21 protein-coding genes are annotated in these 24,564 nt (G+C 52.6%); 10 read left to right on the forward strand and 11 right to left on the reverse strand.

Annotation, left to right across the window (positions count from 1 at the left end; genetic code table 11):
• Window positions 1-230: 230 nt before the first annotated feature.
• Window positions 231-1,487 carry a competence/damage-inducible protein A gene (locus tag H8B13_RS13940; protein ID WP_187311407.1) on the reverse strand — a complete coding sequence of 419 codons (1,257 nt, stop codon included), beginning with the start codon at window positions 1,485-1,487 and terminating at the stop codon, window positions 231-233.
• Window positions 1,488-1,588: 101 nt separating this feature from the next.
• Between H8B13_RS13940 and H8B13_RS13945 the strand changes: the two genes are divergently transcribed.
• Window positions 1,589-2,344 carry a DUF4197 domain-containing protein gene (locus tag H8B13_RS13945; RefSeq protein WP_187311408.1) on the forward strand — a complete coding sequence of 252 codons (756 nt, stop codon included), beginning with the start codon at window positions 1,589-1,591 and terminating at the stop codon, window positions 2,342-2,344.
• Window positions 2,345-2,414: 70 nt separating this feature from the next.
• Here H8B13_RS13945 and H8B13_RS13950 read toward each other — a convergent pair whose 3' ends face one another.
• The 6 genes from H8B13_RS13950 to H8B13_RS13975 form a co-directional block, all read right to left on the reverse strand.
• Window positions 2,415-2,765 (reverse strand): hypothetical protein, encoded by a 351-nt coding sequence (locus H8B13_RS13950; protein WP_187311409.1) that lies wholly within the window; start codon window positions 2,763-2,765, stop codon window positions 2,415-2,417.
• Between the two features lie 312 nt (window positions 2,766-3,077).
• Entirely contained in the window at window positions 3,078-3,710 is a 633-nt protein-coding gene (locus tag H8B13_RS13955; RefSeq protein ID WP_187311410.1) for an ABC transporter ATP-binding protein, read from the reverse strand.
• Window positions 3,711-3,716: 6 nt separating this feature from the next.
• Complete coding sequence (lpxA, locus tag H8B13_RS13960) at window positions 3,717-4,520, reverse strand: acyl-ACP--UDP-N-acetylglucosamine O-acyltransferase (RefSeq protein WP_187311411.1); 804 nt, start codon at window positions 4,518-4,520, stop codon at window positions 3,717-3,719.
• 21 nt (window positions 4,521-4,541) lie between these two features.
• Window positions 4,542-5,936, reverse strand: a complete 1,395-nt coding sequence (locus H8B13_RS13965; protein WP_187311412.1) for a bifunctional UDP-3-O-[3-hydroxymyristoyl] N-acetylglucosamine deacetylase/3-hydroxyacyl-ACP dehydratase — start codon at window positions 5,934-5,936, stop codon at window positions 4,542-4,544.
• Between the two features lie 137 nt (window positions 5,937-6,073).
• On the reverse strand, window positions 6,074-7,114 hold the full coding sequence (lpxD, locus tag H8B13_RS13970) for a UDP-3-O-(3-hydroxymyristoyl)glucosamine N-acyltransferase (protein ID WP_187311413.1): 1,041 nt from the start codon (window positions 7,112-7,114) through the stop codon (window positions 6,074-6,076).
• A gap of 111 nt (window positions 7,115-7,225) precedes the next feature.
• The gene (locus H8B13_RS13975) at window positions 7,226-8,458 is read right to left on the reverse strand and encodes an HD domain-containing protein (protein ID WP_187311414.1); all 1,233 of its coding nucleotides are present in this window, start codon (window positions 8,456-8,458) and stop codon (window positions 7,226-7,228) included.
• A gap of 383 nt (window positions 8,459-8,841) precedes the next feature.
• Between H8B13_RS13975 and H8B13_RS13980 the strand changes: the two genes are divergently transcribed.
• Entirely contained in the window at window positions 8,842-10,410 is a 1,569-nt protein-coding gene (locus tag H8B13_RS13980) for a PglZ domain-containing protein (RefSeq protein ID WP_187311415.1), read from the forward strand.
• Window positions 10,411-10,592: 182 nt separating this feature from the next.
• On the opposite strand, the gene H8B13_RS13985 is transcribed toward H8B13_RS13980, so the two are convergent.
• Both H8B13_RS13985 and H8B13_RS13990 read right to left on the reverse strand, forming a co-directional pair.
• Window positions 10,593-13,052, reverse strand: a complete 2,460-nt coding sequence (locus tag H8B13_RS13985) for a TonB-dependent receptor (RefSeq protein ID WP_261990369.1) — start codon at window positions 13,050-13,052, stop codon at window positions 10,593-10,595.
• A 329-nt stretch (window positions 13,053-13,381) separates the two neighbouring features.
• Complete coding sequence (locus H8B13_RS13990; RefSeq protein ID WP_187311416.1) at window positions 13,382-14,638, reverse strand: pyridoxal phosphate-dependent aminotransferase; 1,257 nt, start codon at window positions 14,636-14,638, stop codon at window positions 13,382-13,384.
• A 192-nt stretch (window positions 14,639-14,830) separates the two neighbouring features.
• Between H8B13_RS13990 and H8B13_RS13995 the strand changes: the two genes are divergently transcribed.
• The 4 genes from H8B13_RS13995 to H8B13_RS14010 all read left to right on the forward strand — a co-directional run bounded on the left by H8B13_RS13995 (window position 14,831) and on the right by H8B13_RS14010 (window position 19,258).
• Entirely contained in the window at window positions 14,831-16,438 is a 1,608-nt protein-coding gene (locus tag H8B13_RS13995; RefSeq protein WP_187311417.1) for an ArnT family glycosyltransferase, read from the forward strand.
• Between the two features lie 19 nt (window positions 16,439-16,457).
• Window positions 16,458-16,898 (forward strand): tRNA (adenosine(37)-N6)-threonylcarbamoyltransferase complex ATPase subunit type 1 TsaE, encoded by a 441-nt coding sequence (gene tsaE / locus H8B13_RS14000; protein WP_187311418.1) that lies wholly within the window; start codon window positions 16,458-16,460, stop codon window positions 16,896-16,898.
• A gap of 101 nt (window positions 16,899-16,999) precedes the next feature.
• Window positions 17,000-18,226: an alanine dehydrogenase gene (locus tag H8B13_RS14005; RefSeq protein WP_187311419.1), complete on the forward strand. Its 1,227-nt coding sequence runs from the start codon at window positions 17,000-17,002 to the stop codon at window positions 18,224-18,226.
• Between the two features lie 183 nt (window positions 18,227-18,409).
• Window positions 18,410-19,258, forward strand: a complete 849-nt coding sequence (locus H8B13_RS14010; protein WP_187311420.1) for a GNAT family N-acetyltransferase — start codon at window positions 18,410-18,412, stop codon at window positions 19,256-19,258.
• Window positions 19,259-19,268: 10 nt separating this feature from the next.
• On the opposite strand, the gene H8B13_RS14015 is transcribed toward H8B13_RS14010, so the two are convergent.
• A complete protein-coding gene (locus H8B13_RS14015; protein WP_187311421.1) occupies window positions 19,269-20,192 on the reverse strand; it encodes a flavin reductase family protein in 924 nt (307 codons plus the stop codon).
• Between the two features lie 69 nt (window positions 20,193-20,261).
• Between H8B13_RS14015 and H8B13_RS14020 the strand changes: the two genes are divergently transcribed.
• Window positions 20,262-20,801 carry an RNA 2'-phosphotransferase gene (locus H8B13_RS14020; protein ID WP_187311422.1) on the forward strand — a complete coding sequence of 180 codons (540 nt, stop codon included), beginning with the start codon at window positions 20,262-20,264 and terminating at the stop codon, window positions 20,799-20,801.
• A 33-nt stretch (window positions 20,802-20,834) separates the two neighbouring features.
• Here the strand turns inward: H8B13_RS14020 and H8B13_RS14025 are convergent, their stop codons facing one another.
• Entirely contained in the window at window positions 20,835-21,377 is a 543-nt protein-coding gene (locus H8B13_RS14025) for a hypothetical protein (protein ID WP_187311423.1), read from the reverse strand.
• Between the two features lie 34 nt (window positions 21,378-21,411).
• On the opposite strand from H8B13_RS14025, the gene H8B13_RS14030 reads away from it, so the two are divergent.
• From H8B13_RS14030 to H8B13_RS14040, 3 genes are all read left to right on the forward strand, one after another.
• On the forward strand, window positions 21,412-22,332 hold the full coding sequence (locus H8B13_RS14030; protein WP_187311424.1) for a M28 family peptidase: 921 nt from the start codon (window positions 21,412-21,414) through the stop codon (window positions 22,330-22,332).
• Window positions 22,333-22,491: 159 nt separating this feature from the next.
• Window positions 22,492-22,914, forward strand: a complete 423-nt coding sequence (locus tag H8B13_RS14035) for a terminase gpP N-terminus-related DNA-binding protein (protein ID WP_187311425.1) — start codon at window positions 22,492-22,494, stop codon at window positions 22,912-22,914.
• A 137-nt stretch (window positions 22,915-23,051) separates the two neighbouring features.
• A complete protein-coding gene (locus H8B13_RS14040; protein ID WP_261990370.1) occupies window positions 23,052-24,557 on the forward strand; it encodes a hypothetical protein in 1,506 nt (501 codons plus the stop codon).
• Window positions 24,558-24,564: the final 7 nt, after the last annotated feature.

A 24,564-nucleotide genomic window follows, 5' to 3' on the forward strand; every position in this document is an offset into this window, starting at 1 on the left:
GTTCTTTGGTCACTTGGAGGGCGATGAGCTAATAAGGTTTAATAGTACTTTATAAATTTTTAGAAAAAGTTCACCAACCTTTATTTTTTGTATTTACTCACCTGTAAACTCCTCAAACTACCATAGTAATAAAACACCAGACCCGAGCGGCATTGCTGCCATTCGGGTCTAGTTAACGTTCAGGTATAATTAAGGCTGGTGCTGATTAGGAATGCGGGTAAGCAGTTATGCTAGGGAGCTTTCGGCAAACTCTGTCGCAGCAGATTCAGGATGGTAGTAGTTGTATACTCAATGTTGAGCTGACGCCCACGGTCAAAAGTGAACTGCTTGCTGATGGTTTGGTGAGCGTCGGCGTAGGCAATGCAGACGGTGCCCACGGGCTTTTCAGGGGTGCCGCCTCCGGGGCCGGCAATGCCGCTTGTTGCTAGTGCTACATCTACGCCCAAGTGTTTGCGGGCTCCTTCGGCCATCTCGCGCACGGTAGCCTCGCTCACTGCGCCATGTGTAGCTAAGGTTTCAGTGCTTACGCCTAGATGTTTGATTTTGATATCGTTATGATACGCCAAAATGCCCCCCAGAAAGTAGCGCGAGCTGCCTGGCACGCTGGTTAGCTTGTGAGTCAGGTAGCCGCCCGTGCAACTCTCGGCCGTGCCAATGGTGAGGTTGCGCTCAACTAATAATTGACCAACAGCAGCTTCCAACGACACTTCCCCAACGGCAAAAATGTAGTCGCCAAGCCGTTCCTGAAGTAAAGGCAGATGGGCCTCAAGTCGTCCGCGCAGGTCGGGGATTCCATCGTCGGTGGCGGTGAGGCGGAGGCGTACGGCACCTAGGTGGGGCAGGTAAGCCAGCTTGAAATTGGGGGGCAAACTGTCTTCCCAGTCCGCAATTTTCTCTGCCAAAAATGACTCACCAATGCCCACTGTCTGAATGACTAGGTGCTCGATGGGCGCTGTATGGAAATGTTCTTTGAGCTTAGGCAACACAATGTCAGTCATCATGCGCTTCATCTCAAACGGTACGCCTGGCATCGACACAAACACCACGTTCCTATCCTCGAACCACATGCCCGGCGCCGTACCCACAGCATTGCGGATAGGAGTGCAGGCGGCGGGCAAATAGGCCTGCTGGCGGTTTACTTCCAGCATGGGCCGGTTGAAGCGGGCAAAGATACCTTCCACATCGCGCAGGGAAGGCTCATGCAGCACCAACTCGGTGCGAAAGTACTCGGTGAGAATATGCTTGGTCAGGTCGTCTTTGGTGGGGCCTAAGCCGCCAGTAATCAGCACCACGTCGGCGCGCTCACGGGCCGCATCCAGCGCCAGCACGATTTCAGCCGCCCGGTCCGAGACACTCGTTATCTGGCGCACTCGTATACCCAGCTTGCCTAGTTCCTGGCCCATAAAGGCCGAGTTGGTGTCCACAACCTGCCCATAAAGTAGCTCGTCGCCGATGGTAATGATTTCTGCATTAGGTACCTGCCGCATAGAAAGGAATAAGGAAAGAAAAAGTAGGATGGTTTGGTCCGGTTTGTGCCTTAGCCAGTACGCCCGGCCCATTGGTCGTTACACTTTAGTTGCCCCGAGTTATGAAAAAGATTCGCTATTCACTCGTATTAACTACGTTGCTTGGTCTGCATGTGGCCGCCTCAGCGCAGGTTTTTCGCTTACCCAAACTGGGGGGCATTTTGACAACCCCAACTACCAAGACTCCAACGCAAGGCTCCACTGGTAGCATCACGCAAGATGAAGCCGTCCGTGGCCTCAAAGAAGCTTTGGTGCAAGGTATCAGCAAAGGCGCCGACCAAGCGTCTCAGCAAGATGGCTTCTACCTCAACAAGCTTATCCGCATTCCGTTTCCGCCCGATGCCCAGCGTGTAGCTAATACGCTGCGTAGCATTGGCTTAGGTTCACAGGTCGATAAGTTCGAGCTGTCGTTGAACCGCGGCGCCGAGGATGCGGCCAAGAGTGCCAAGCCTATTTTCTTAGCCGCTATCAAAAGCCTGACCTTTAAAGACGTGTGGGGCATTTTGACTGGCGAGAAAGATGCGGCTACCAACTATCTGCGTCGCACCACTACTACCCAACTCACCACCGCTTTCAAGCCTATAATCCAGCAGTCGCTTGACAAGGTGAACGCCACCCGCTACTACACCGACCTAACGACGCGCTATAACCGCATTCCGCTGGTGCAGCCCGTCAATACAGATCTGAACCAGTATGCTACCGACAAAGCCATTGGGGGGCTTTTTACCCTCATCGCGCAGGAGGAAGCCAACATTCGGGAAAATCCGATGGCACGCGGCAGTGAATTGCTCAAGCGGGTGTTTGGTAAAAAAATTTAGCCTTCTTTTAAAATACTAAAAAGCCCCCCAGCATTACACTGGGGGGCTTTTTAGTGTTAATTATAGGTCTTTAATAGTCATCATCGTCGCTGATGCGGCCACCACGACCGGAGCGGCTACTCCCGAGGTCATCATCATCATCGGCGATATCAAAGTCGTCATCGTCATCCAAGGAAGCAAAGCCGCTGCTATCCGGATCTTCCGCAGCTTCGGCAGCAGTGTACTCTTCCTCCGTCATGCTGGCTAGGTCCAGCGCCTCATCGTGCGAGGAGCCCGTATCGCGCCACATCAGGTAGTCGGCATACTTGGCGCTAAGGCGGTCTTCGGTGCTGCCGATACCAGCGCGGCCGCCACTTTTGGCGAAGTTATCTAGCTCGTCATCATCGAGCGAATCGTCGTCGAGGTCGTCGTATTGTCTCATGGCCGTGTCAGGGCAGGTGATGGGTGAAAGAAGAATACTTTAGGCAGCTGTACTACCCTTGGGTAGTTGCGAAGATACGGTCCGAATGGTTTTTGCGTTGGAAATAAAGTCGTTTTTTAACTAATCAATTGTGAGCGTTCAGCTCAAAACCTGCACAAGAAAGCCTTATTCACCACGTTACGATCCGCACAAATGGATGAGCTTCAATAAAAAGAGAAAGCTGCAGCACTCTTAAATTTGGCGAAAATTCAGTTACGAAGCACACACCTGCCGAACATTCATTTTACGAAAAGCGTGGGGCTTTATTCTGCGCTAGCGAGCTGCTGTGGCGCCAAAGCTGGTTATGTCTAGCTGCTCCTGACAGAACTCGTACTCCTCCGCTACGTTGGAGCTCACCAGTACCAACCGGCCCGCCACTGTAGCATGAATGTGTTCCTGATACCAGGCCACGCCGGCCCGATCCAGGTTGGTTGTGGGCTCGTCGAGAAGCAGGAGAGGAGCGGCGCTGTATAAAGCTAATCCAAGCTTGAGACGCTGCTTCATACCCGACGAAAAATCGCGGATGAGCTTATAACGAGATTTCTCCAGATATAGCAGCTCGATCAGGCCTCGCATACTAAGTCCCGGCCGAAGAGGCTTAAAGCGGGTGTGAAAGGAGAGCAACTCACTTAGCGTCAGCTCCTCAATCAGCTCCAGATAAGGCGCGCAATAGGCCAGTTGGGCCGGGATATCCTCTACCGACACTGGCTTGCCTTGCAAACTGTAGGTAAGTGTGCCGTCGGTGGGCAATAGCTGTCCGGAAAGCGTATTAAGCAGGGTGCTTTTCCCAGCGCCATTGGGCCCCAGAATGGCCGTAGCAGTACCAGGCCGGAAGGTGTGGGTCAGGTGTCGGAAAATCCAGTCGCGGTTGAAGCGCTTGCCAAGTCCGGTAGCCTGAATCTGCATAAACGACTAGTAGTCGGAGCTACCGTTGCTGCTGCGTGAATAGCCTTTTATCACTCCCCGCCCAGAGTTGCGCACAAAGTTTACAACTTCATCCCGCTCCGGCGAGGGCAGCAATTCCAGCTCTACTTTGTCCAGCGCGTCGGCATTATTGAGCTTACTCAAAAACAGCAAGCGGTAGATCTGCTGAATCTCACCGATCTTAATATCGGAGTAGCCCCGGCGACGTAAACCTATTGAGTTAATACCGCTGTAAGTCAATGGCTCGCGGCCTGCCTTCACGAATGGTGGTACATCCTTACGCACCAGCGAGCCACCCGAAATCATGGTGTGCGGTCCTACTTTCACAAACTGATGCACCGCTGACATGCCACCCACAATGGCATAGTCGCCTATTTCTACATGACCGGCCAGTTGCACAGAGTTGGCTAGCACGCAGTTATCACCAACTATACAGTCATGGGCTACGTGTACGTATGCCATAAGCAGGCAATTGGCCCCCACCACGGTCCGCATCCGATCTATAGTGCCCCGATTTACGGTCACGCACTCCCTAATCACGGTATTGTCGCCGATATGAGCCGTCGTCTTTTCGCCCGCAAACTTTAAATCCTGGGGCATAGCGGCAATAACGGCACCTGGAAAAATCTTACAGTTCTTGCCAATCCGGGCTCCCTGCATGATTGTCACATTGGGCCCAATCCATGTGCCCTCGCCGATTTCTACGTCCTTATCAATAGTGGTAAAAGGCTCTACCACTACATTTTGCGCAATTTTAGCCTCCGGATGAATATAGGCGAGGGGCTGGTTCATTCTGTATTGTTAATTGAAAAACTAAGCGTCTTTGCGGACAATGGCGGCGCTCATTTCTGCCTCCATCACCACTTTGCCATTCACAAAAGCCTTGCCGCTCATCTTGGCAATTCCCCGCTTAACAGGAGCGAGTAGCTGACATTTGAAAATGATGGTGTCACCGGGAATTACTTTTTTTCGGAATCGACAGTTCTCAATTCCTAGGAAGTAAGTCCAATAGTTTTCGGGATCTTTCACCGTGTTTAGCACCAGAATACCGCCAGTTTGGGCCATAGCCTCAATCTGAATAACGCCGGGCATTACGGGGTTGCCGGGGAAGTGTCCTTGAAAAAACTGCTCATTCATCGTCACGTTTTTCACGCTCGTCACGGTAGTTGTATCGAGGTGGATAATTTTGTCGATGAGCAGGAATGGGTAGCGGTGCGGCAGGGTGGCCGATATCTTGTTGATATCCATCACCGGCTCGCGGCCAGGGTCATAGGTGGGCACCGGAGAGGAGTCCACCTCCATCATCTTCTTCTTAATCTTCTTGGCGAATGCTACGTTGGCGGCATGGCCAGGACGAGCTGCTAAAATCTGACCTTTCAGTGGACGACCTACTAAGGCCAAATCACCTACTAAGTCCAGAAGCTTGTGGCGAGCGGGCTCGTTTTTGTAGCGCAGATCTACATTATTCAGAATGCCTTCCTTCTTGACTGCCACTTTGGGCTTGCCGAGCATTTCCGCCAAATCATGCAGTTCTTCCTCGCTTACCACGCGGTCAACTACCACAATAGCGTTGCTGAGGTCACCGCCTTTGATAAGGTTTTGCTTGTAAAGGGCCTCTAACTCATGCAAAAAGCAGAAGGTACGTGAGGAGGCTATTTCGGTAGCGAAATGGGTGATATCAGTGAGGGTGGCGTGCTGAGAGCCTAGCACGGGGGAGTTATAATCCACCATTACCGTCACGCGGTAGTCGTGCAAAGGCAGCACCGCTAGCTCTACATGACGGGCGTGGTCTACGTACCGAATGCTCTCCGGAATCTCGAAGTAGTTGCGCAACGCATTCTGTTCCTCCAAGCCAGCTTCCTGCAAAGGCTTGATGAACTCATACGAGGAGCCATCCATGATGGGAGGTTCAGGGCCATCCAGCTGAATCAGCACATTATCAATTTGCAGGCCTACCAGCGCAGCTAGCGTGTGCTCCACGGTATTTACGCGGGCACCATTTTGCTCGATGGTAGTGCCGCGGGAAAGGTCCACCACATTATCAACGTCGGCATCCACAATGGGCTTACCGGGCAAATCGATGCGCTGAAACTTATAGCCGTGGTCGACTGGTGCTGGGCAAAAGGTCATGGTGGCCTGTACGCCCGTGTGCAGGCCAATGCCGCTCACAGTAACCGGCGACTTGATAGTGTGTTGCTTGTCGTTCATTAGAGGAGCTAGAAGCTGAAAGCTAGAAGCTGGAAGGATGACATTACCAAAAGCAGAAGAAAAAGAAGCCCGGCCTGGCTACTAGTTGTGAGCTTTTAGCTCCTAGTTTCCGACTTCCGGTTTTCTAAGAGGCAAAGCTAAAGCTTTTCTGTTGCGCTTTTGCTGCCTTCTAGTGCGTCGAGGCGCCGCGCTAGTTCAGGTAGATGCCGGAAAATAGCGTTGGCACGCAAACTATCACGCAGGTTAAACGCCGGGGAGCCTTGCAAAAACTGCCCTTCCTCCTTTATTGATTTGCCAACGCCCGACTGCGCTGTGACGGTCGTGCGGTTAGCCAAGGTCAGGTGGCCTGCCAGGCCCGCTTGGCCCGCCAGCACGCAATAGTCGCCAATCTTGGTTGAGCCCGAAATACCCGTTTGCGCAGCTACCACGGTATGACGCCCAATCTCTACATTGTGGGCTATCTGCACTAGGTTGTCAATCTTGCTGCCTTCCCGGATGATAGTCGAACCCATGGTGGCGCAGTCGATGGTAGTATTAGCGCCAATGCTGACGTTATCTTCCAAGACTACATTTCCAATTTGCGGAATGGCACGGTACGATCCATCAGGCTGGGGGGCAAATCCGAAGCCATCGGAGCCTAATACGGCGCCCGCGTGCACAGTGCAGCGCGCCCCAATAACGGTATCGGCATAAATTCTGGCGCCCGCGTAAATAATGGTGCCGTCGCCGATGCGGCACCGGTCGCCGATGGTAGCGTGGGGAAAAATGAGCACGTCACGGCCAATGGTGCAGCCTTCGCCTATGTACGAAAAAGCCCCCCGGAAGTGCCCTTCCCCAATACTGGAATTGGCCCCCAGAAAGGAGGGTTCCTCTACGCCGCGCCGACCCGTACGCGTTGTCTGCTGATAAAACTCCAGCAAGCGACTAAAACACAAATACGGGTCATCGACGCGAATTAGAGCAGCTGCTACAGGTTGCTTCAATGCCTGCTTCTTGCTAATGATAATGGCGGAAGCACCCGTTGTATATAAGTAGGGCTCGTACTTGGCATTTGCCAGAAAAGCCAAAGAGCCAGCCTGCGCTTCCTCGATTTTTGCCAGCCGGTCGATGCGCATAGACGCGTCGCCCTCGACAGTTCCACTCAGTACTTCGGCTATTTGGCCTACAGTAAATTCCATCGGGCAAAAGTAAATAAAATCAGTTGGTGAATAGTCGTGGTTGGTGCTAAGCTGAAATGTCAGTCAAATAACCGCGTATCTATTTATAATGCTTTGAAGCGAGGGTAAACCTTATTGCGCTATTTCCTTTGGGTAGCAGATATAATGCTTCTCCACCCGTTGGCCTAGGGCGCGGATATTCGGCAAATCAGATGCTTCGGCCACATTTACCACCCGTCCCGACTTGGTTAAGACATCAATCGTATCCTTGCCGTCGGCGTCGTAGGCATTGTTGCTGATGCGCCCGGCAAGCATGAGCAGACTGGCCTCGCTGGGGGGCAAATTGAAGTGTTCGGCAATCAACTCGACTACGCCTGCTTTCATCTCTTCCTCAAACGGTTCAGTCTGCAGGATTATTTTGAACAGGCGCCGGTCAAGCAGGCTGCGCGACATATAGCTCAGTACGCGGTCGGGGTGAGAGGCCCACATCTTTACTGCCCCCCAGATATCATGGTCATCCAACTGCACAAAGCGTTGCAGTATCGTATCGTCTTTCTCGAAGTCCAGTATCGTAACGGCTTTGGCTAGGAAGAAATGCAGGTCGGCACTGGCTGGTACCTCGTGCCCCGTGCGTACCAAGTCGCGGGCCCGCTGCACAATCCGGATAATCATTTGCTCGGCGCTGGTCACCGTTTTGTGCAGATACACCTGCCAGTACATCAGCCGCCGACTCACCAGGAAATTCTCAACCGAGTAAATGGCCTTTTCTTCCAAAGCAAGGCGCTCATCTACTACGGTCAACATTTTGATAAGACGGTCAGCGCCCGGTCGGCCTTCTTGCACGCCGGTATAAAAGGAGTCGCGGTTGAGGTAGTCGAGCCGGTCCATATCCAGCTGACTGCTCACCAGCTGATGAAAAAACGGCCGTGCGTAGCTCCCCTGAAAAATGGCAATGGCCTTATCCAAGGCGCCATTATGCTCGGCATTGAGGCGCTGCATCAGATAAAGTGACAACTGCTCGTGCGGCACCTCATCAAAAATAGCCGTTTCCAGAGCGTGCGAGAGGGGACCGTGGCCTACATCGTGCAGCAGAATAGCCGCCAGTGCTGCCTGCCCTTCCGCCGCCGAAATCTGCACCCCTTTGTCTTTGAGCGTGCGCAGTGCCATGCTCATCAAGTGCATAGCCCCCAGCGCGTGGTGAAAACGCGTGTGCAACGCTCCCGGATACACGAAGCCAGTGAGTCCTAATTGCTGAATGCGGCGCAGCCGTTGAAAATAAGGGTGCTCTATTAAATCAAACAGGAGCTCGGTGGGCACTGTTACAAAGCCGTACACCGGGTCGTTGAATATCTTTTTCTTGTTCATTGGCAGTTACATTAAGCTGAAGCTTAATGAGTGGGAGCAGGCGTTTGAAAAGGCACTGAGCGTGCGCAGCGCATTGTGGTAGGTGTAAAAAAAGCCCCCCAGAACCCTGTGCAACGACCCGCGAACTAAAACTTTGCGATACGGCTCGCGCAACCAGCCAGGGAACCAGAACGATCTTATTATGCCTTACTTAACGGATGAGTTAATTACAAAAAATAGAGAAATCTGAATTTTTCGGATCAAAATCTACCGATTGGCAGTAAAGCTACTGACGAAACTTCAGTTGCAGAGCGTTAGTGACTGCGGAGCTTTATGCTCCGGGCATACTCGCACTACCGCTGCCCTGCCACTCTTATTCAAGCAACGTACCTCTAAACACCCTTATGCAACGATACAACATCCTTTGGGCCGACGACGAAATTGACCTGCTCAAGCCCCATATTCTCTTTCTCAAAGACCGCGGCTACGACGTCACGCCCGTTAACAGCGGCGCCGATGCCATTGAGCAAATAGCTGAGCAGAGCTTTGATATCGTATTTCTCGACGAAAATATGCCCGGTCTCACCGGCCTCGAAACCTTGTCTGAAATTAAGGCGGCGCGGCCTACGGTGCCCGTCATTATGATTACCAAGAGCGAGGAAGAACATATCATGGAAGAGGCGATCGGCTCCAAAATCGCCGATTACCTCATCAAGCCTGTTAATCCCAACCAGATTTTGCTTTCTGTAAAGAAAGTGCTGGACAACAAGCGCTTAGTGAGCGAGCGTACCAATACCGGCTACCAGCGCGATTTCCGTCAATTGGGTATGCAACTCGGCGACCGTCTTTCGCCCCAAGAGTGGGCTGACGTGTACAAAAAGCTGGTCTACTGGGAGTTGGAGATCGATGAGACCGAAGGCAAGAGCATGGCCGACGTGTTTAACATGCAGAAGGATGAGGCCAATACCTACTTCTCCAAGTTCATTATGGAGAACTATGAGGAATGGGTAAATAAGGAAGTGGACGATGCTCCGCTCATGTCGCATGAGCTGTTTCAGAAGCGCGTGTTTCCGCTGCTCAAAGACACTGGCGATACGCCCGTCTACTTCGTACTCATTGATAACCTGCGCTACGATCAGTGGAAGATTTTAGAGCCCATCATTGCCGAGATGTTCACCGTGGACACGGAGGAGATGTACTACAGTATTCTGCCTACCACGACGGCTTACGCTCGCAATGCAATCTTCTCTGGCATGATGCCCGGTGATATACAGAAGAAGTATCCCAACCTGTGGGTGACCGACGACGATGATGAAGGCAAGAACCTGAACGAGGCCGAGTTTCTGGAAATCATGTTCCAGAAGGCTAACCAGAAGCAAAAGTTTAGTTATAACAAGGTGACTAATCTTCAGGCTGGCAAAGACTTGCTGAGCAAGATGAGCAACCTGCACAATAATCATAAGCTTAATGTCATCGTCTACAACTTTGTAGATATGCTCTCCCACGCCCGCACCGATATGGCGATGATTCGGGAGCTAGCTGGCGACGAGTCGGCTTACCGCTCGCTCACCCGCTCTTGGTTTCTGCACTCGCCCTTATATGAAATGCTTCAGCAGATTGCGGACAAGAAAGGCAAGCTTATCATCACCACTGACCACGGTACTATCCGCGTTAAGCGCCCCTTCAAAATTGTAGGCGACCGTAACACAAACACGAACCTTCGCTACAAGCACGGTAAAAACCTTGGTTTTACGGAGAAGGACGTATATGTAGTGCGTAAACCTGAACGCATTTTTCTGCCCCGCGAAAACGTGAGCACCGCCTACGTATTCACGTTAGGTGATTATTTTTTCGCCTACCCGAACAATTACAACTACTACGTGAATTACTACAAAGACACGTTCCAACACGGTGGTATTTCGCTAGAGGAAATTATTATTCCTTTTGTAACGCTTAGCCCCAAAGGATCTTAAATTAAGTAGCTCATAAAAAAGGCAGACTACTACAGTCTGCCTTTTTTATGAGCTACTATGAAATAGTTTGAATTTAGTAGAGGTGATTGCAATCTGGCATATAAGTATAGTGCTTTATGCAAGAAGCGTTATTAACTAGTGATTCTGCTATCCAATATCGGTTAGCCTTCTGGCAAGAAGTATTACTGAGCTCGTCGCTTTTCGTCTTCAGCTCCACTTTGGCGCCTACGAATAGGAGCTAGCTTATCGTTGCCAAAGCGGTAGGTAAAGGAGAGCGTAGCAACCCGCGCGTCGAGCCGATTATAGAAGGTGTCTTCAAAATTTGCGTAAGCATACGTTGAGCGAACGGGACTTGTGTACAAGATATCGGTTGCGTTCACCTTCACCGAAGCTTTATTATTCCAAAGTTGCTTTTGGATTCCGATGGCTATCTGGCCGCGAGCCCGGAGCCGCTCGTACCCGTAGCGTTCGGGTGCCAGATACGTACCATTTAGCTCGGCCAACCAACCAGTACCAAACTTAAATGTGCTATTAGTGCTTAGATTAACCGTTATCCAAGTACGAGGGGGCATTGTATCGGCTACTTTCCCTTCAAAATGATTGTAGTACACCAATACATTGTTATAAACACTCCACCACTTGGTTGGCTCCAGTGGGGCGGTTAAGGTTAAAACATAATTCTGTAGACTACGAAGGTTGATGTCACGATTTACGACATAGAATCCACCTTCAGACGCTGGTTGAATTATAGGGATAATAGGTAAATCAGTGATGCTATAGCTAAGCGCTGCGCTATACTTTTCTTTGAAAGTGTGGGTAAGCTCTATGTTATAGCTGGTTTCGGGCCGTAGGTAAGGGTTGCCGGTGCGGTAGGAGGTGGCATCTACGTAGGACCGGAACGGGTTGAGTTGATTGTACGTGGGCCGGTTGATTCGGCGGCTGAGGGAGAGGCTTAGATCGTGCTTATCCGATAGCTTACGCTGTACGCTGGCACTAGGGAAAAGCTGAAAATAGTTGCGGTCGAAGCCTTCATTGCCTATTGCCTGCTGGCCATCCACGTTGGTTTGCTCACCCCGAAGCCCAGCCGATATAGTAAGCTTAGGCAAAGTGCGCGTCAGGGTAAAATAAGCCGCATTAATATTTTCGTTATAACGAAAACTGTTGCTAAAATTTTGATTGAGCGTCCTTACTCCATCAATAATGTCATCAAACACCAAGTCGTTATCGGAATTAATCAGGGTTGCTTTAAGGCCAGCTTCCAGTCGCGTAGCCCGACGCAAATTGCGCGTGTAATCAGCCTTTACTGACTGAATGGTCAGGTTACCCTCCTGGTCGCCGTCCAGTATAGCCGCCGATCGTCCGGGTTCACTGAAGAACGTGGTCAGCTCCTGGTCAGCGTAGCGGTTAAAGCGGTCGTAGTCAATATCCACCGAGAGCGTGGGAGCTCCGCTGGAGTCAGCAAAAGAATGCCTGAAATTGAGGTTACTTGTAATGCTAGGGTTGTAGGGGCGCCGGTTAATGGTGGACCGATAGGCCGGCAACGGTTGATTCTGGGCATCAAACAATAACGTTCTGTTGGTAGCAAAACCTGGAATGCGGCTGTCCAGGCCCCCAACAACGAAGCCTACAACTGTCCGCTTTGAGAGCGTATAATCGAGTCCGCCCCGCCAGGTGTGCGATTGAAGGTGGCTGCGACTGTTGTTTCTTTGGAGACTGCTGCTTTGCAAAACCCTGTTGACGTAAAAGAAACGGTCGAACGTGAGTTTTTGAAAGTTTTCCCGATTGGCATACGCGTAAGAGCCGAAGGCATTTAACTTCTTTTGCCGGTGGTTCAGCGTTAGGCCCGTAGTGAATTTGCCGTATTGGCCGCGGCCGTAAGCGGCATTCGCAGTGCCATTAGTACCCTGGCGCTGATCTTTTTTGAGATTGATAGCAATAATGCCTCCTCCCTGGGCGTCGTATTTGGCTGGGGGGGAAGTAATTAGCTCAATGCTGCTCAACTGCTCGGCCGGCAGCGCACGCAAATACTCAGAAAGCTCGGAGCCGGTCATGGGCTGCCTTTTGCCATCAATTAATACTAGTAAACCCTGTCGGCCACGTAGCGCCAAGGCTTCGTTGCCGTCTAGAGTTACACCGGGTGCTCGGCTCAGAATATCAAGTGTGGTACTGCCTGCGGACAGTGTTGAGCCTTCCACATTCACCACCGTGCGGTCGGCTAAGCGCTCATAGTAAGGCTTTTGCTTTACTACGGTTACTTCTTTGAGTTGGGTAGCTACGCTGGCTTGCAGGAAGATATTGGCTAAATTTTGCCCCCCAGCGGTCAACTCGAAGGTCGGACTCCAATAAGGGATGAAGCCAACCTGAGTGACGGAAACCAAAAAAGACCCCCCCGCTGATTGCTCCAGCCGAAAGGCTCCCTGGGCATCGCTGAACTCTGTTTTGACCGCCAACGAATCTGCGGCGCGGTGCAGGGTTACGTTGGCAAATTGTATGGGTACGCCTCCATCTGCAGTTTGCACCCGACCCGTAACGCTACTCAGGTTAGCCTGGGTTTGAGCAAGGGCTGATTGCGAGGTCAGCAGAAGCAGTATCAGCAAATAACCTAGTCGACCCATGGCCGAAGTAGGTAAAGCACTTTGCATAAAGACTATATAAGAGGGAGCGGAGCTAAATTGTTGGTTGACATAGATGTGGATAAAAGCGTAGGTCGAATGATCATCAGGAGCAAGCGCTGTTGCGACGCTGCGGTGGAGGAGATGACGGGCCCTTGTCAGCCAGTTAAAAACACCGGCAGCGCAAGGGTAGGAGTGGCGTAAGCAGAACAATAATCGGTTGCCTGTTACGCTTTCGCAAGCTCAACAGGCAACCAAAAATTTTGTCAATCTAAGGATTTGCAGAAGGATTAAAGAATTGGAGAAACAATATGGTTGCTGAAAAGCGATTCTATGCTTCCCAAACCGCTCTGTAATGACTATTTTAATCCTGTAAGTGCCGCCCGCAGTCGTGGCAAAGCGGCCTCAATCGACTCCAGCGAAGCACCACCCACTGAGAGGCGGAACCACGGGGAAGTGTCGGCGGTACCAAAGGCACTGAAGGGCACCAACGCTAAGCCCGCCTCAGCAATCAGATAAGAAGTCAGGTCGCGGGTAGTGGCCAGTAATTGACCTGACGGTGTGGTTTTTCCGAGCACATCGAGCCGCGCGGTAAGATAAATGGCCCCCGCCGGCGCAATAGCATCAACCCGATAGCCTGCATCTTTCAGGTCTTGCAGTCCTTTATAAAGCGTGTCGAGGCTGCGCTGAATTTTCTGCTTAAACGCTGCTGTGTACGTGTCGACGGCTGTGGTGTTGGGCAAATAATGCGCGGTGGCTACCTGCTCAGCCTTGGGAGCCCACGCGCCCACGTGGCCCAGAATCGACTTCATTTTGTCGATTACTCCGCTCGGGCCAAAGGCATACCCAACCCGCACGCCAGTGGCAGCGAGGCACTTAGAGATACCATCAATATAAATAACGTAGTCGCGCAGCTCGGGACGCAGGTTTACGGGGTCGAAGTGCTGAGCGGTGCCAAAGGTGAGCATCCAATAAATCTGATCATACAGAATATACAGGGGCTTTTCATCGGGGCCACGGCGCTGGTTTTCGGCTATTACCAAGTCGCAGATAGCCTCCAGATCGGCACGGGCGAATACGGTTCCGGTTGGGTTAAGAGGAGAGCAAAGCGCTAAAAGCGTGGCGCCGGGCAGGTGGGGGGCAATTTCGGCGGCCGTGGGCATAAAGTCGTGGGCCGGGCTGGTTTCCACCATTACCGCTTCCGCACTGGCTAAGTGGCAGTAGTGGTTGTTGTTCCACGATGGCACCGGAAACACCACTTTATCGCCGGGGTCGAGCAGGGCTAAGTAGGTAGCATAGATGAGCGGGCGCGAGCCACCTGCCACCAGCACATCGGCCGGGGAGTAGCTCAGACCCAGACGCTGTTGCACAAAATCGGCGGCGGCGATGCGCAGGTCGGCTACGCCATTGGCCGGCGGATAATTGGTTTGGCCTGCTGCATACGCTTCTGTTATACCATCGCGCAGCTCTTCAGGAATTGGAAAAATAGCGGGGTCGAAGTCGCCGATGGTCAGGTTGCAGATGGCTGCTCCCTTCTTGATCATCTCACTTACCTCATTGCCGATTTTTATGATTTCAGAGCCGATCAAGCTACCGGCCATCTTGGATACAGTCATGGGGGGCATTTTTTTGCTTAAAGATAACAGCCGGTTGGTAGCCGGAAAGTTAAGTGTAGTCACTGAGCGTGCTGCAGTCAGCTTCCGAAAATAGCGCGAAAGCTAACCGGTGGCCCAAAGGAATTGTTGAACTTGCGCCCGTTTAATTCCGCTGGTCCACGTCAGAGACCCAGCACTACGTCTGTCTGTTGTATGCCCGACCCGCTTACCCTTTCGCCTCAACCTGCCCAGCAAGCATCGGCGCGCCAGGAGTATCTGCCCCCGTTGCGCACCATTCTATTGCTGGCGTTGGGCCTGCGCGTGCTGGCGGCTTTTTTCTCGAAGGGCTACGCTTTTCACGACGACCACTTCGACGTTATCAGCATCGCCCAAGATTGGGTGTATGGCCTTACCACCTGGCTGCACCAGCCTTTGCCGCCCCGCCACAGCATGACCTACACGGGGCTGCATTACGGACTTTTTTGGCTTCTCGATTCAGTCGGCTTTACCAATCCTGACGCCAAAATGACCTTAGTGCGTCTCCTGCACGGGGTTTACTCGCTGCTCACAGTATATCTGGGCTACAAAATCACGAAAGAGCTAGCTGGCGAAACGTACGCCCGAAGGGCGGGCCTGTTGTTAGCGGTACTGTGGTTTATGCCGTTTATGAGTGTACGCAATCTGGTCGAGATGGTGTGCATTCCACCGTATCTGGGGGGCTTTTATGTGCTCGTGCGCTACCGCGACCGGCTACAGGCGCGGCATTTTTGGTTGGCTGGCGCTTTGTTTGGTGTATCATTTCTGTTTCGCTACCACACGGCTTTGTTTTTGATGGGGGCCGGCGCAGTACTGGTATTTCGGCAGCAGTGGAAAGCTATTGCGTGGCTCGCGCTTGGCTTCATCGGCGTGGTTGGGTTGGTCCAAGGCACTATCGACGGAGTTCTATTTGACTATCCCATGCATTCGCTGGTGGCTTATTTTCTTTTCAATTCGAAAGGCGCTTTTCAGTATAGCACGGGCCCTGTTTACCGCTTTGCGCTCACAGTTTTGGGTTTTTTGGTGCCACCAATTAGCGCCTTTTTGGTGCTTGGCTACGCTCGTACCCGGCGGCTGGCACCCTTACTTTTCTGGGGTGGAGTGCTGTTTTTTGTTGCTCATTCCCTGTTCCCGAATAAGCAGGAACGATTTATTCTTCCCCTGTTTCCCTTGCTCATTATTCTGGGCGTGATAGGGTGGGAGCGGTACGTGGCCGGCGCTGCGTTCTGGCACCGACACCCACAATTGCTGGCGAATAGCTGGCGGTTTTTTTGGGTCCTCAATGGGATTGTAGCGCTGGCTTTGGCGCTAACTTATTCCAAAAAAAGCCGCGTCGAGCCTATGGTCTATCTATCGCAGAAGACTGATTTGCGCGGTTTGGTGCTCGATTTTGGCCCCCACGGCACCAAAATGCCCCCCATATTTTATCTGGGTCGGATGGGAGCCGAAGCCAGCGCCTTCATTCCAGATTCCAGCGGCGTATGGCGGCGCTACCAACAGCAGCGTCACCTGCCGGCCAACTTCGTGATGACCTACGCGCTCAACGACCAGAAGCCGTTGCGGCGGCTGATCAGCGAGATGAATTACACCCAGCGCCGGCCAACCTACCTGTTGCTGGTGGGCGACAAAGACATTGACCGCCGCCTCGACCGTCTGCGCTTGTTGTTTCCAAACCTGAAACTAGAGCATACTATCACGCCCTCGCCCTACGACCAGGTGCTACATGCCCTTAACCCGCGCGTACACAAAGACGAGCACGTGCGCATTTATCAGATTCTGAAGTAGCATATCCACGCCCTGCACTATGGCAATTCCTGAAACTGAAATAGCCGTTCCATCGCTCGCCGACTTGCCTGCCGCCGCTGCGCAGCTCCGGGCTTCCCTCAGCGACCACAATATCATTTTGTTTGAGGGCGAAATGGGAGCGGGCAAAACCACGCTAATTAAGGCACTATGCGAAAACCTGGGCGTGCCAGCCTCCGAAGTGAGTAGCCCTACTTTTTCCTTGGTAAATGAATACCGCGACGCCCGCAATCAGCCCATCTACCATTTTGATTTTTACCGCCTCGATAATTCGGCCGAAGCTTTAGCAATGGGTGCGCTTGAGTACTTCGATTCTGGCTATCTTTGCCTGATAGAATGGCCAAGCCGAGTATCCGATCTTTTGCCCCCGCGCCATCTACTTGTCACGCTCACGGTCACCGGCGAAGAAGCACGCGTTCTTCAATTAAAAACGATGAGTTAAACAGCAAAATTGAAGCAGAATCAACCCTGTTTTTAAGTTAGTTGCATTCTGCCTGCACATTTTAATTCAGCGTCTTTAGGTCAACATTTTTACTTGCCATAATGCAGGAAGCAGTACCCCCGGGATTCGAGTCGCTGGCTACGAGCCGTGCCTATTTCACGCAAGAATCGATGCTGGCGGTGGAGACGCGCCGACGCAAGCTCTTTATCGGTTTGCCCCGCGAGTCATCGTTACAGGAAAATCGGCTGGGTCTGACCCCCGAGGCCGTGAAGCACCTCATCAACGAAGGCCACGAAATCGTGCTGGAAAGCGGTGCTGGTGAGCCCAGCAAGTATTCCGACCACGAGTTCTCGGAGGCAGGCGCAACCATCGCCTATTCACAAAAGGAAGTGTACGAGGCCGACATCATCCTGAAAGTCGCCCCACCCACCACCGACGAAATTAACCTCATGCGGGCGGGCCAAACCCTGATTTCCGCCCTCCAGTTCGGCTCACTTACCGGTGACTATATTTCTTCGCTTACCCGCAAAAAGATCAATGCCATTGCTTTTGAGCTGATTAAAGACCCCTCCGGCGCCCGACCCGTAGTACGCGCCATGAGTGAGATTGCGGGTTCCACGGTTATGCTCATCGCTGCCGAGTATTTGGCTCGCTCCAATGAAGGCAAAGGAATTATTCTGGGGGGCATTACGGGTGTTCCACCTTCCCAAGTCGTCATTCTCGGAGCGGGTACCGTAGCTGAGTATGCTGCCCGCGCCGCCACAGGTCTGGGGGCCGAAGTAAAAGTGTTTGACAACCACATCTACAAGCTGCGCCGACTCAAGCAAAACCTCGGTACCCAATTGTACACCAGTACGTTGGATACCTATGTGCTAAATCAGCAAATCCGCCGCGCCGACGTGGTGATTGGCGCGCTGAATGTGGAAGAAGGTCGCATTCCCTTCATGGTGCCCGAAAGTGTGGTGGCCACGATGGCGCCCGGCTCAGTTATTATTGATGTCAGCATCGACCAAGGTGGCTGTTTTGAAACCTCAGAAATGACCAGCCACAGCAAGCCCGTTTTTCGCAAATACGACGTCGTACATTATTGCGTGCCGAACGTGGCTTCCCGCGTTCCGCGCACTGCTACAGGTGCGTTAAGCAACATTTTTACGCCAATTCTGCAGGAAATCAGTCAGCATGGTGGCGTGAATGAAGTGTTGTTCGCCAATGAGCATTTCCGCGCTGGTGTTTACATTTATAAAGGCTCATTGACTAATTCGGCTATTGCGAAGAAATTCAATATGCGCTATAAAGAGCTTGGGCTAATGATTGCGGTTCGTAACTAGCTGGTTAGAAGACAGATTTTTATTCCTTAAAAAAAGGCCATTTCTAATTTGAAATGGCCTTTTTTGTGACTCCATCTGCAACATGCTTGTAACTACACACTAGCCTGATCGAATGTAGGAACAGCGCGCCCAAGCTTGCTCAGATGTATAAGCGAATCAGCCTTCGTTAAATAGATTCTTCCCATGCTAACCCCTGACGTAGAACTCATTGCTCACCCGGTGCTCGAATTTACTTCCGCCCAGGTAACCGATGCCATGAACCGCTCTTTCGAGGAATACATGGTGCCCATGGTATTTACGCCGGTCAGTTTTGAGCGCCGATTTCGGGGTGAGCATTTAGATGCCGAAGCGAGCAAGCTGTGGTTTCGGGGAGAGAAGCTAATTGGGGTGGTTTTCATTGCCCGTCGGGGCTGGACGAGCCGTGTAGCGGCTATGGGTCTGGTGCGGGATGAGCGTGGCAAACAATACGGCCGCCAGATGCTGCAATCGGCCATAAATGAGGCTATTGCCCGCGGCGACCGGTCGATGCTGCTGGAAGTATTCGCGGCTAATGAGCGGGCGCGCCGCCTCTACGAACGGTTGGGCTTCCGGAATGAGCGCGAGTTATTTAGCTTCCGGCATGTACCCACTCCAAAAAGCCCCCCAGCGGCTCGCCGAGAATTACAGGAGATAGACCCAGCGGAAGTAGCCCGACTTGTGCTGCTAGAAGGTGAGCCCAATATTTCGTGGATGTATGCCCCCGAGACGCTGACGGGAGCTGCTACGCCTAGTCGGGCGTTTCAGCTCGATGAAAAGGCGTACGTGATGCTGCGCCAAGATCCAGATCGTACGCTGCTGCAGACGCTGCTGGTGCGGCCTGAGCATCGGCGGCAGGGGCGTGGCCGGGAGCTTTTGCAAGCGGTGGAGGCTGCTTTTCCGGAAAAACCGCTCGTGATTTCGATGCTGGCAAGCGGGCCGCTCTATTCGTTTTTGCAGGCTATGCAATGGGAGCTAATGCCTTTGCCCTTATTCGAGATGGTCCGGCCATTGTAGGTATTCGTCTTTATTTTGGCTGAGCCAGGAGCAACGTCTTCCATGCCTCCACCAGTCGGCCTTCTTCCAACAGCTTCTTCCCCAATAACTCTAGCTGCTGGCGTTGCTCTTGGGGCGCTTTTTCATACTTGCTGAGCGTGTAAGCGACCAGCGGATCGTCGCGGAAGGCTTCTATTTCTGCCGCGTCTGGCAGGGCAGTAGCTTCAATATTGCCCAGGCGACCCAGGTTGTTGCCGGTTAGTAGATCGGAGTTGCGAATATGTTCGGGCAGCTGATCAATGCCGATGCCCATGTTGCGGTTGGGCTTGGGCACCTCAAACAGGCTGCTGCCTGAGGCGCGGCAGTACCAGTCGCCGCCGAGGCGGGCAATGGCGTCGAGTTTAAACGGGTCGATGCCAGTGCCGCTGGGCAGCACGATATCCTCCCGAAAATGAGCCAGAACTACCCGGCAAATAACGAGGTTGCCCGCGCCATTATTCTGACCCAACTCGATTACCTGCTCCACCACGCACTCAAAGGCTGCGGGGGCTTCGGCCACTCGGGGTGGCTTTACTTTCTGGCTGGGCACCTCCGTGAAACCGGCTTTTACGAACTCATTCACGCCTTTTTCATACTCCGTGCTCGCCAGCGACATTTGCTCGACCATAGCGTAGTCGCAGATATGAATGACGACTTCCGGCACTTCGCGCACGTTTTGCAGGGTGTGTTTCTGCGAGTTGTCACGCACCCGGTTGGCCGGCGAAAACACCAGAATAGGCGGGTTGGAGCCGAAGCAGTTGAAGAAGCTATAGGGACTCAGGTTTACATTTCCTTCCGCATCCACGGTACTGGCAAATGCCACGGGCCGCGGCGCTACGGCACCGACCAGAAATGGGTGTAGCTCGCTGGGCTTGATGGTGGCTGGGTCAATAGTGCGGAAGGAGGGAAGGGACATTAGAAATGGGAATGCGTGAGGGGCCGTGTTTGTACTTTCAAGCCGCGAAGATGATCTATCGCTTGTGCTATGCAAAATCAACAACTGAGTAAGACGCTGAGTTACGTGCTGCGGCATAAGCCAGAAGCATTCGGGTTACAATTGGATACCCAAGGCTGGATAGACGTGACCGAACTGCTCCGCGCCCTGCACGCTCATGGGCATGAAGTAACACCAAATCAACTGCACGAAGTAGTAGCCACTAACGATAAGCAACGGTTCAGCTTATCCGCTGATGGGGCGAAGATACGCGCCAATCAGGGCCACTCGGTAGCCGTAGATCTGGAGCTAACCGCCGTGGTTCCACCCGAACTCCTTTACCACGGCACGGCCACACGCTTTCTCGATTCAATACGAAAGGACGGACTGCGAAGTGGTAGTAGGCAGCACGTGCATTTATCTGCCGATGCGGAAACAGCCGTGACCGTAGGAAGCCGTCATGGCAAGCCAGTAGTGCTCACGGTGCAAGCGGGCCGATTGCACCGGGCTGGGGGGCTTTTTTACCTGTCGGCGAATGGCGTTTGGCTGACGGAGGCGGTGCCGCCAGAGTATCTTGGAGTTGCAGAGTAGGGCTTATTGTTTAGGTATAGCGATAATTGCTTGTCAATCATTGATGTACCATTTTCCATATAAACCGTCATATACAATTTCAACGAAAGCCCCAGAGTCGTAACCTAGCCAAAAAGAATGGGCTGTTCGCGAGTTGTCCGCAATTTCACTATAGCGAAAAGGCCGTTGAAATAATAAGCCTTTAGCAGTGCGTGGTAATTTAGTCAAGTAGCCCGGTTTAAGTTGCGTAAGCGACTCAGGATAATGGCCTTCCTTATTTTGGTATTTTTCCAATTGTTGAATAATGGTATCTGCGCGACGTTTAGTTAACGTATTTTGCCATTTATAAATAGGTATTACTAAGGGAACGCTGAGCAAAGAAGCTAGAAGTGTCGGACCCAGATATCGGCGTATCGCAACTGATATTTCTGATGATCCAAATCCCCAGAGAACAACGTGAAGCAACGCCAAAAACAGTGAAATAAATACTTGTGGTCCCAGCAATAAAGGCTCGCTAATTTCGGTGTGCAGATAAACTAGGACTGCTAGAAATAAGCTGACACGCTGTATCCAAGAATAGTTAATAGATAACTTCACGACGTATAGGATTTAGCTAATACCTGCGCAGTTTATGCATTTACGATTGTCTTTGCTCACTTATTTGCTGTTGAGCACCTTGCATGTTAGCGCCACTACCAAGGCCGACTCCGTGCGCCTGCGACAACACCTCACATACCTGACTTCTACACCCCAGCCGCGCAATTATCGGCAGGTAGCCGTACTCGACACAGTGGCGGCGTATGTCAACCGACAGTTGCGCGTCGCTGGCGCCCGCCTCAGCGACCAGCCTTACGAGGTTGGGGGGCAAATTTACCGCAACGTCATCGGCTCCTTTGGCCCCACGGATGGGCCGCGACTCATTGTAGGCGCCCATTACGATGTGTGCGGCGACCAGCCCGGTGCCGACGATAATGGCTCGGGCGTAGCTGCGCTCTTAGAGTTGGCGCGCTTGATGGGCCAGCAGCAACAGCTTTCGTACCGCGTTGATCTGGTTGCTTATACCTTGGAAGAACCACCATTCTTCCGTACCAAAAACATGGGCAGCTACATCCACGCCAAATCCCTGCACGACCAAGGCATACCTGTGCGCGGCATGGTAGCGCTGGAAACCCTGGGCTACTACGATGACCGCAAAAACACGCAGGATTACCCCGTCAGCCTGCTGAGCTTAGTATATGGAAGCCGCGGCAATTACCTGACTGTGGCCCAGAAATTTGGCAATGGAAGCTTCGGGCGGCATTTTGCGCGGCATTGTCGCCAAGTGGCTGCTTTGCCCGTCAAGCGCTTCAAAGCGCCCACCTGGCTGCCTGGCCTCGACTTTTCCGACCATCTCAACTACTGGCAGTTTGGCTATTCTGCCGTGCTGGTCACTGACACCGCTTTCTACCGCAACAAGCACTACCACGAGCCCACCGATACTATTGACCGCCTCGATCTGTACCGCTTGAGTTTGGCGGTTGATGCGGTTTTGGCGGCGTTGCTAAGCTCGTGAGTCGAGCTGATATTCTTATGTGTTGCGCTGGTTATGAGAAACTTGTAGACTGCTGGCAGACAGCTATAAATAGGTTGGTTTACTATGTAATTAGCTAATCTGATATATCTTTACTAAATAGATATAGCTTATACTTTTTCTGTCTGAAGAAAGCCCCCCATGACCAAGCCATCCTGCCCCAAGTGCGACACCACGGAAGCTACGAAAAGTGGGGTTGTAGGTGGCAGGCAGCGTTATAAGTGTAAGAATTGTGGTTACCATTTCTCGGTAGCCAAGGTGGGCCGGGAAATCAATTCGTATTATGTAATAAAGGCGCTTCAACTGTACGTAGAGGGCGTCAGCTACCGCGAGATTGAACGCCTGCTGGGTGTGAGCCACGTGAGTGTGATGAACTGGGTGAAAAAGTACGGCGTAAAAGCCCCCCGCCAAACCGACTATCACCCCACGTATAAAATACTGAATCAGAAGGAACTGGCGGAGTTTTTTCAGGACCCGCAGCAACTGAAAGGGGCGGGGCTGGTAGTCACGGAGCTAGGCGATAAGTACATGATGATTCGCTGGGAGCGGTTTAAGGGAGTATAGAGCTATAGCACTTAGCGGAAGTATAGCAAGGGTGTGCTTTCGCTGCGAGGATTTTCCTACTTGGTTGGGCCGAACCGGAGAATCGCTCTGGTTTCGGGTAGATGTTCCCACACTTCTTACCCATCCCCCCAGACCCTATGCGAACCGCCCGTTACGCGTTGGCCATCAGTGCCCTATTATCCGCCGCTGGAGCTTCAGCCCAGGTACAGCCCCCACCCGTCGGAGGACAACCCGCCCCACCGCCAGCAGCGCCGGCACCCGCTCCACCTACCCCCACGGCCACGGAGTCTGTGCCATACGGGGCCGGCATGAAGGTGCCCCTATCGCCTGATGGCTCAAAGTATCTGCGTTTTATCACCTGGCACCAGGTCTGGACGCGCTACACGGAGAATAACACTGGCACCCTGCGCGCACCCAATAAGCCCCAGAGCGACCAGATTGACTTTGCCCTTCGCCGCTCGCGCTTTATCGTGCTGTCGCAGCTAAATCCGCGGTTTTTGGTGTACACCCACATTGGTATTAACAACCAAACAGCCGTGAGCGGCGGCGTGGCCCCGGCTACCGACGCTAAGAAGCCGCAGCTTTTTGTGCACGAGGCGGTAGTGGAGTATAAGGTGAACAAATACCTGAATCTGGGGGCCGGTATGCACTACCAGAACGGCCTGTCACGCATGACGCGCTCCAGCACCATCAATTACCTTACGCTGGACGCACCGCTCACCAACTGGCCTACCATCGAAGCCATCGACCAGTTTGTGCGCGGTATCGGGGTGTACGGCAAGGGCCGAGTTGGCAAGCTGGATTACGTGCTGAGCGTAAACGAGTCTTTCCTGACGAATCAGACAGGGGCGCTAAGCACCCCGTTGGGCTTGGGTACTACCGTAGGCACGGGCGCGACCGCCGTAAATACCGGTACCAATACCGCCCAGTATAATCCCCAAGGCACCGACCACGTCTACCAGGGCTATTTCAGCTACGAGTTCCTAGATCAGGAGGCTAATCTGCTGCCCTTCAACGTGGGCACTTACCTAGGCACCAAGCGGGTATTCAACATTGGGGCAGGCTTCTTTTACAACAATGATGGCATGGTGTCGCGGCCCACGAGCAGCATCGTAAATGGCGCTCAGATTGCCGATCCCAACAACATTCAAACGACAAAAAATGACATTGCGCTGTTCTCAGCTGATGTGTTTTTTGACACACCCATCAACAAAGAATCTGGTACTGCCTTTACCCTGTACGGGGTGTACTACAACTATAACATGGGCCCTAATCACGTGCGGTTTATCGGGGCTTCCAATCCTGGCTATGGCACTGATGCCCGCCGGGGCAACGCTGTGCCCCACTCCGGTACAGGTAATGTAGGCTATCTGCAGGCGGGCTATCTGCTGCCAACCAATCTGCTGGGGCCGAAGCTGCGCGTGCAGCCTTATGCTTCCCATTTGCTGGCCAGCTACGAAGGCCTGCGCCGCTCCAACGGTGAAATCAGAAACGTCAATATTTTCGATGCGGGGGCCAATTTCTACATCGATGGACACAACGCCAAGTTCACGCTCAACTACCGCGCCCGGCCCGACTTCACAAACATCAACAACCTGAACTATCGGCCCGAAATCACGCTCCAGACCCAGGTGTCTCTGTAATACGCTG

It is taken from the genome of Hymenobacter sp. BT188 (assembly GCF_014333585.1).
In the GTDB taxonomy this organism is placed as follows: Bacteria; Bacteroidota; Bacteroidia; order Cytophagales; family Hymenobacteraceae; genus Hymenobacter.

Excerpts from the sequence above, each read along its gene's own strand:
- H8B13_RS13940 (WP_187311407.1), bottom strand. The coding sequence starts at position 1,487 with ATGCGGCAGGTACCTAATGCAGAAATCATTACCATCGGCGACGAGCTA.
- H8B13_RS13945 (WP_187311408.1), top strand. The coding sequence starts at position 1,589 with ATGAAAAAGATTCGCTATTCACTCGTATTAACTACGTTGCTTGGTCTG.
- H8B13_RS13950 (WP_187311409.1), bottom strand. The coding sequence starts at position 2,765 with ATGAGACAATACGACGACCTCGACGACGATTCGCTCGATGATGACGAG.
- H8B13_RS13955 (WP_187311410.1), bottom strand. The coding sequence starts at position 3,710 with ATGCAGATTCAGGCTACCGGACTTGGCAAGCGCTTCAACCGCGACTGG.
- lpxA (WP_187311411.1), bottom strand. The coding sequence starts at position 4,520 with ATGAACCAGCCCCTCGCCTATATTCATCCGGAGGCTAAAATTGCGCAA.
- H8B13_RS13965 (WP_187311412.1), bottom strand. The coding sequence starts at position 5,936 with ATGAACGACAAGCAACACACTATCAAGTCGCCGGTTACTGTGAGCGGC.
- lpxD (WP_187311413.1), bottom strand. The coding sequence starts at position 7,114 with ATGGAATTTACTGTAGGCCAAATAGCCGAAGTACTGAGTGGAACTGTC.
- H8B13_RS13975 (WP_187311414.1), bottom strand. The coding sequence starts at position 8,458 with ATGAACAAGAAAAAGATATTCAACGACCCGGTGTACGGCTTTGTAACA.
- H8B13_RS13980 (WP_187311415.1), top strand. The coding sequence starts at position 8,842 with ATGCAACGATACAACATCCTTTGGGCCGACGACGAAATTGACCTGCTC.
- H8B13_RS13985 (WP_261990369.1), bottom strand. The coding sequence starts at position 13,052 with ATGCAAAGTGCTTTACCTACTTCGGCCATGGGTCGACTAGGTTATTTG.
- H8B13_RS13990 (WP_187311416.1), bottom strand. The coding sequence starts at position 14,638 with ATGACTGTATCCAAGATGGCCGGTAGCTTGATCGGCTCTGAAATCATA.
- H8B13_RS13995 (WP_187311417.1), top strand. The coding sequence starts at position 14,831 with ATGCCCGACCCGCTTACCCTTTCGCCTCAACCTGCCCAGCAAGCATCG.
- tsaE (WP_187311418.1), top strand. The coding sequence starts at position 16,458 with ATGGCAATTCCTGAAACTGAAATAGCCGTTCCATCGCTCGCCGACTTG.
- H8B13_RS14005 (WP_187311419.1), top strand. The coding sequence starts at position 17,000 with ATGCAGGAAGCAGTACCCCCGGGATTCGAGTCGCTGGCTACGAGCCGT.
- H8B13_RS14010 (WP_187311420.1), top strand. The coding sequence starts at position 18,410 with ATGCTAACCCCTGACGTAGAACTCATTGCTCACCCGGTGCTCGAATTT.
- H8B13_RS14015 (WP_187311421.1), bottom strand. The coding sequence starts at position 20,192 with ATGTCCCTTCCCTCCTTCCGCACTATTGACCCAGCCACCATCAAGCCC.
- H8B13_RS14020 (WP_187311422.1), top strand. The coding sequence starts at position 20,262 with ATGCAAAATCAACAACTGAGTAAGACGCTGAGTTACGTGCTGCGGCAT.
- H8B13_RS14030 (WP_187311424.1), top strand. The coding sequence starts at position 21,412 with ATGCATTTACGATTGTCTTTGCTCACTTATTTGCTGTTGAGCACCTTG.
- H8B13_RS14035 (WP_187311425.1), top strand. The coding sequence starts at position 22,492 with ATGACCAAGCCATCCTGCCCCAAGTGCGACACCACGGAAGCTACGAAA.
- H8B13_RS14040 (WP_261990370.1), top strand. The coding sequence starts at position 23,052 with ATGCGAACCGCCCGTTACGCGTTGGCCATCAGTGCCCTATTATCCGCC.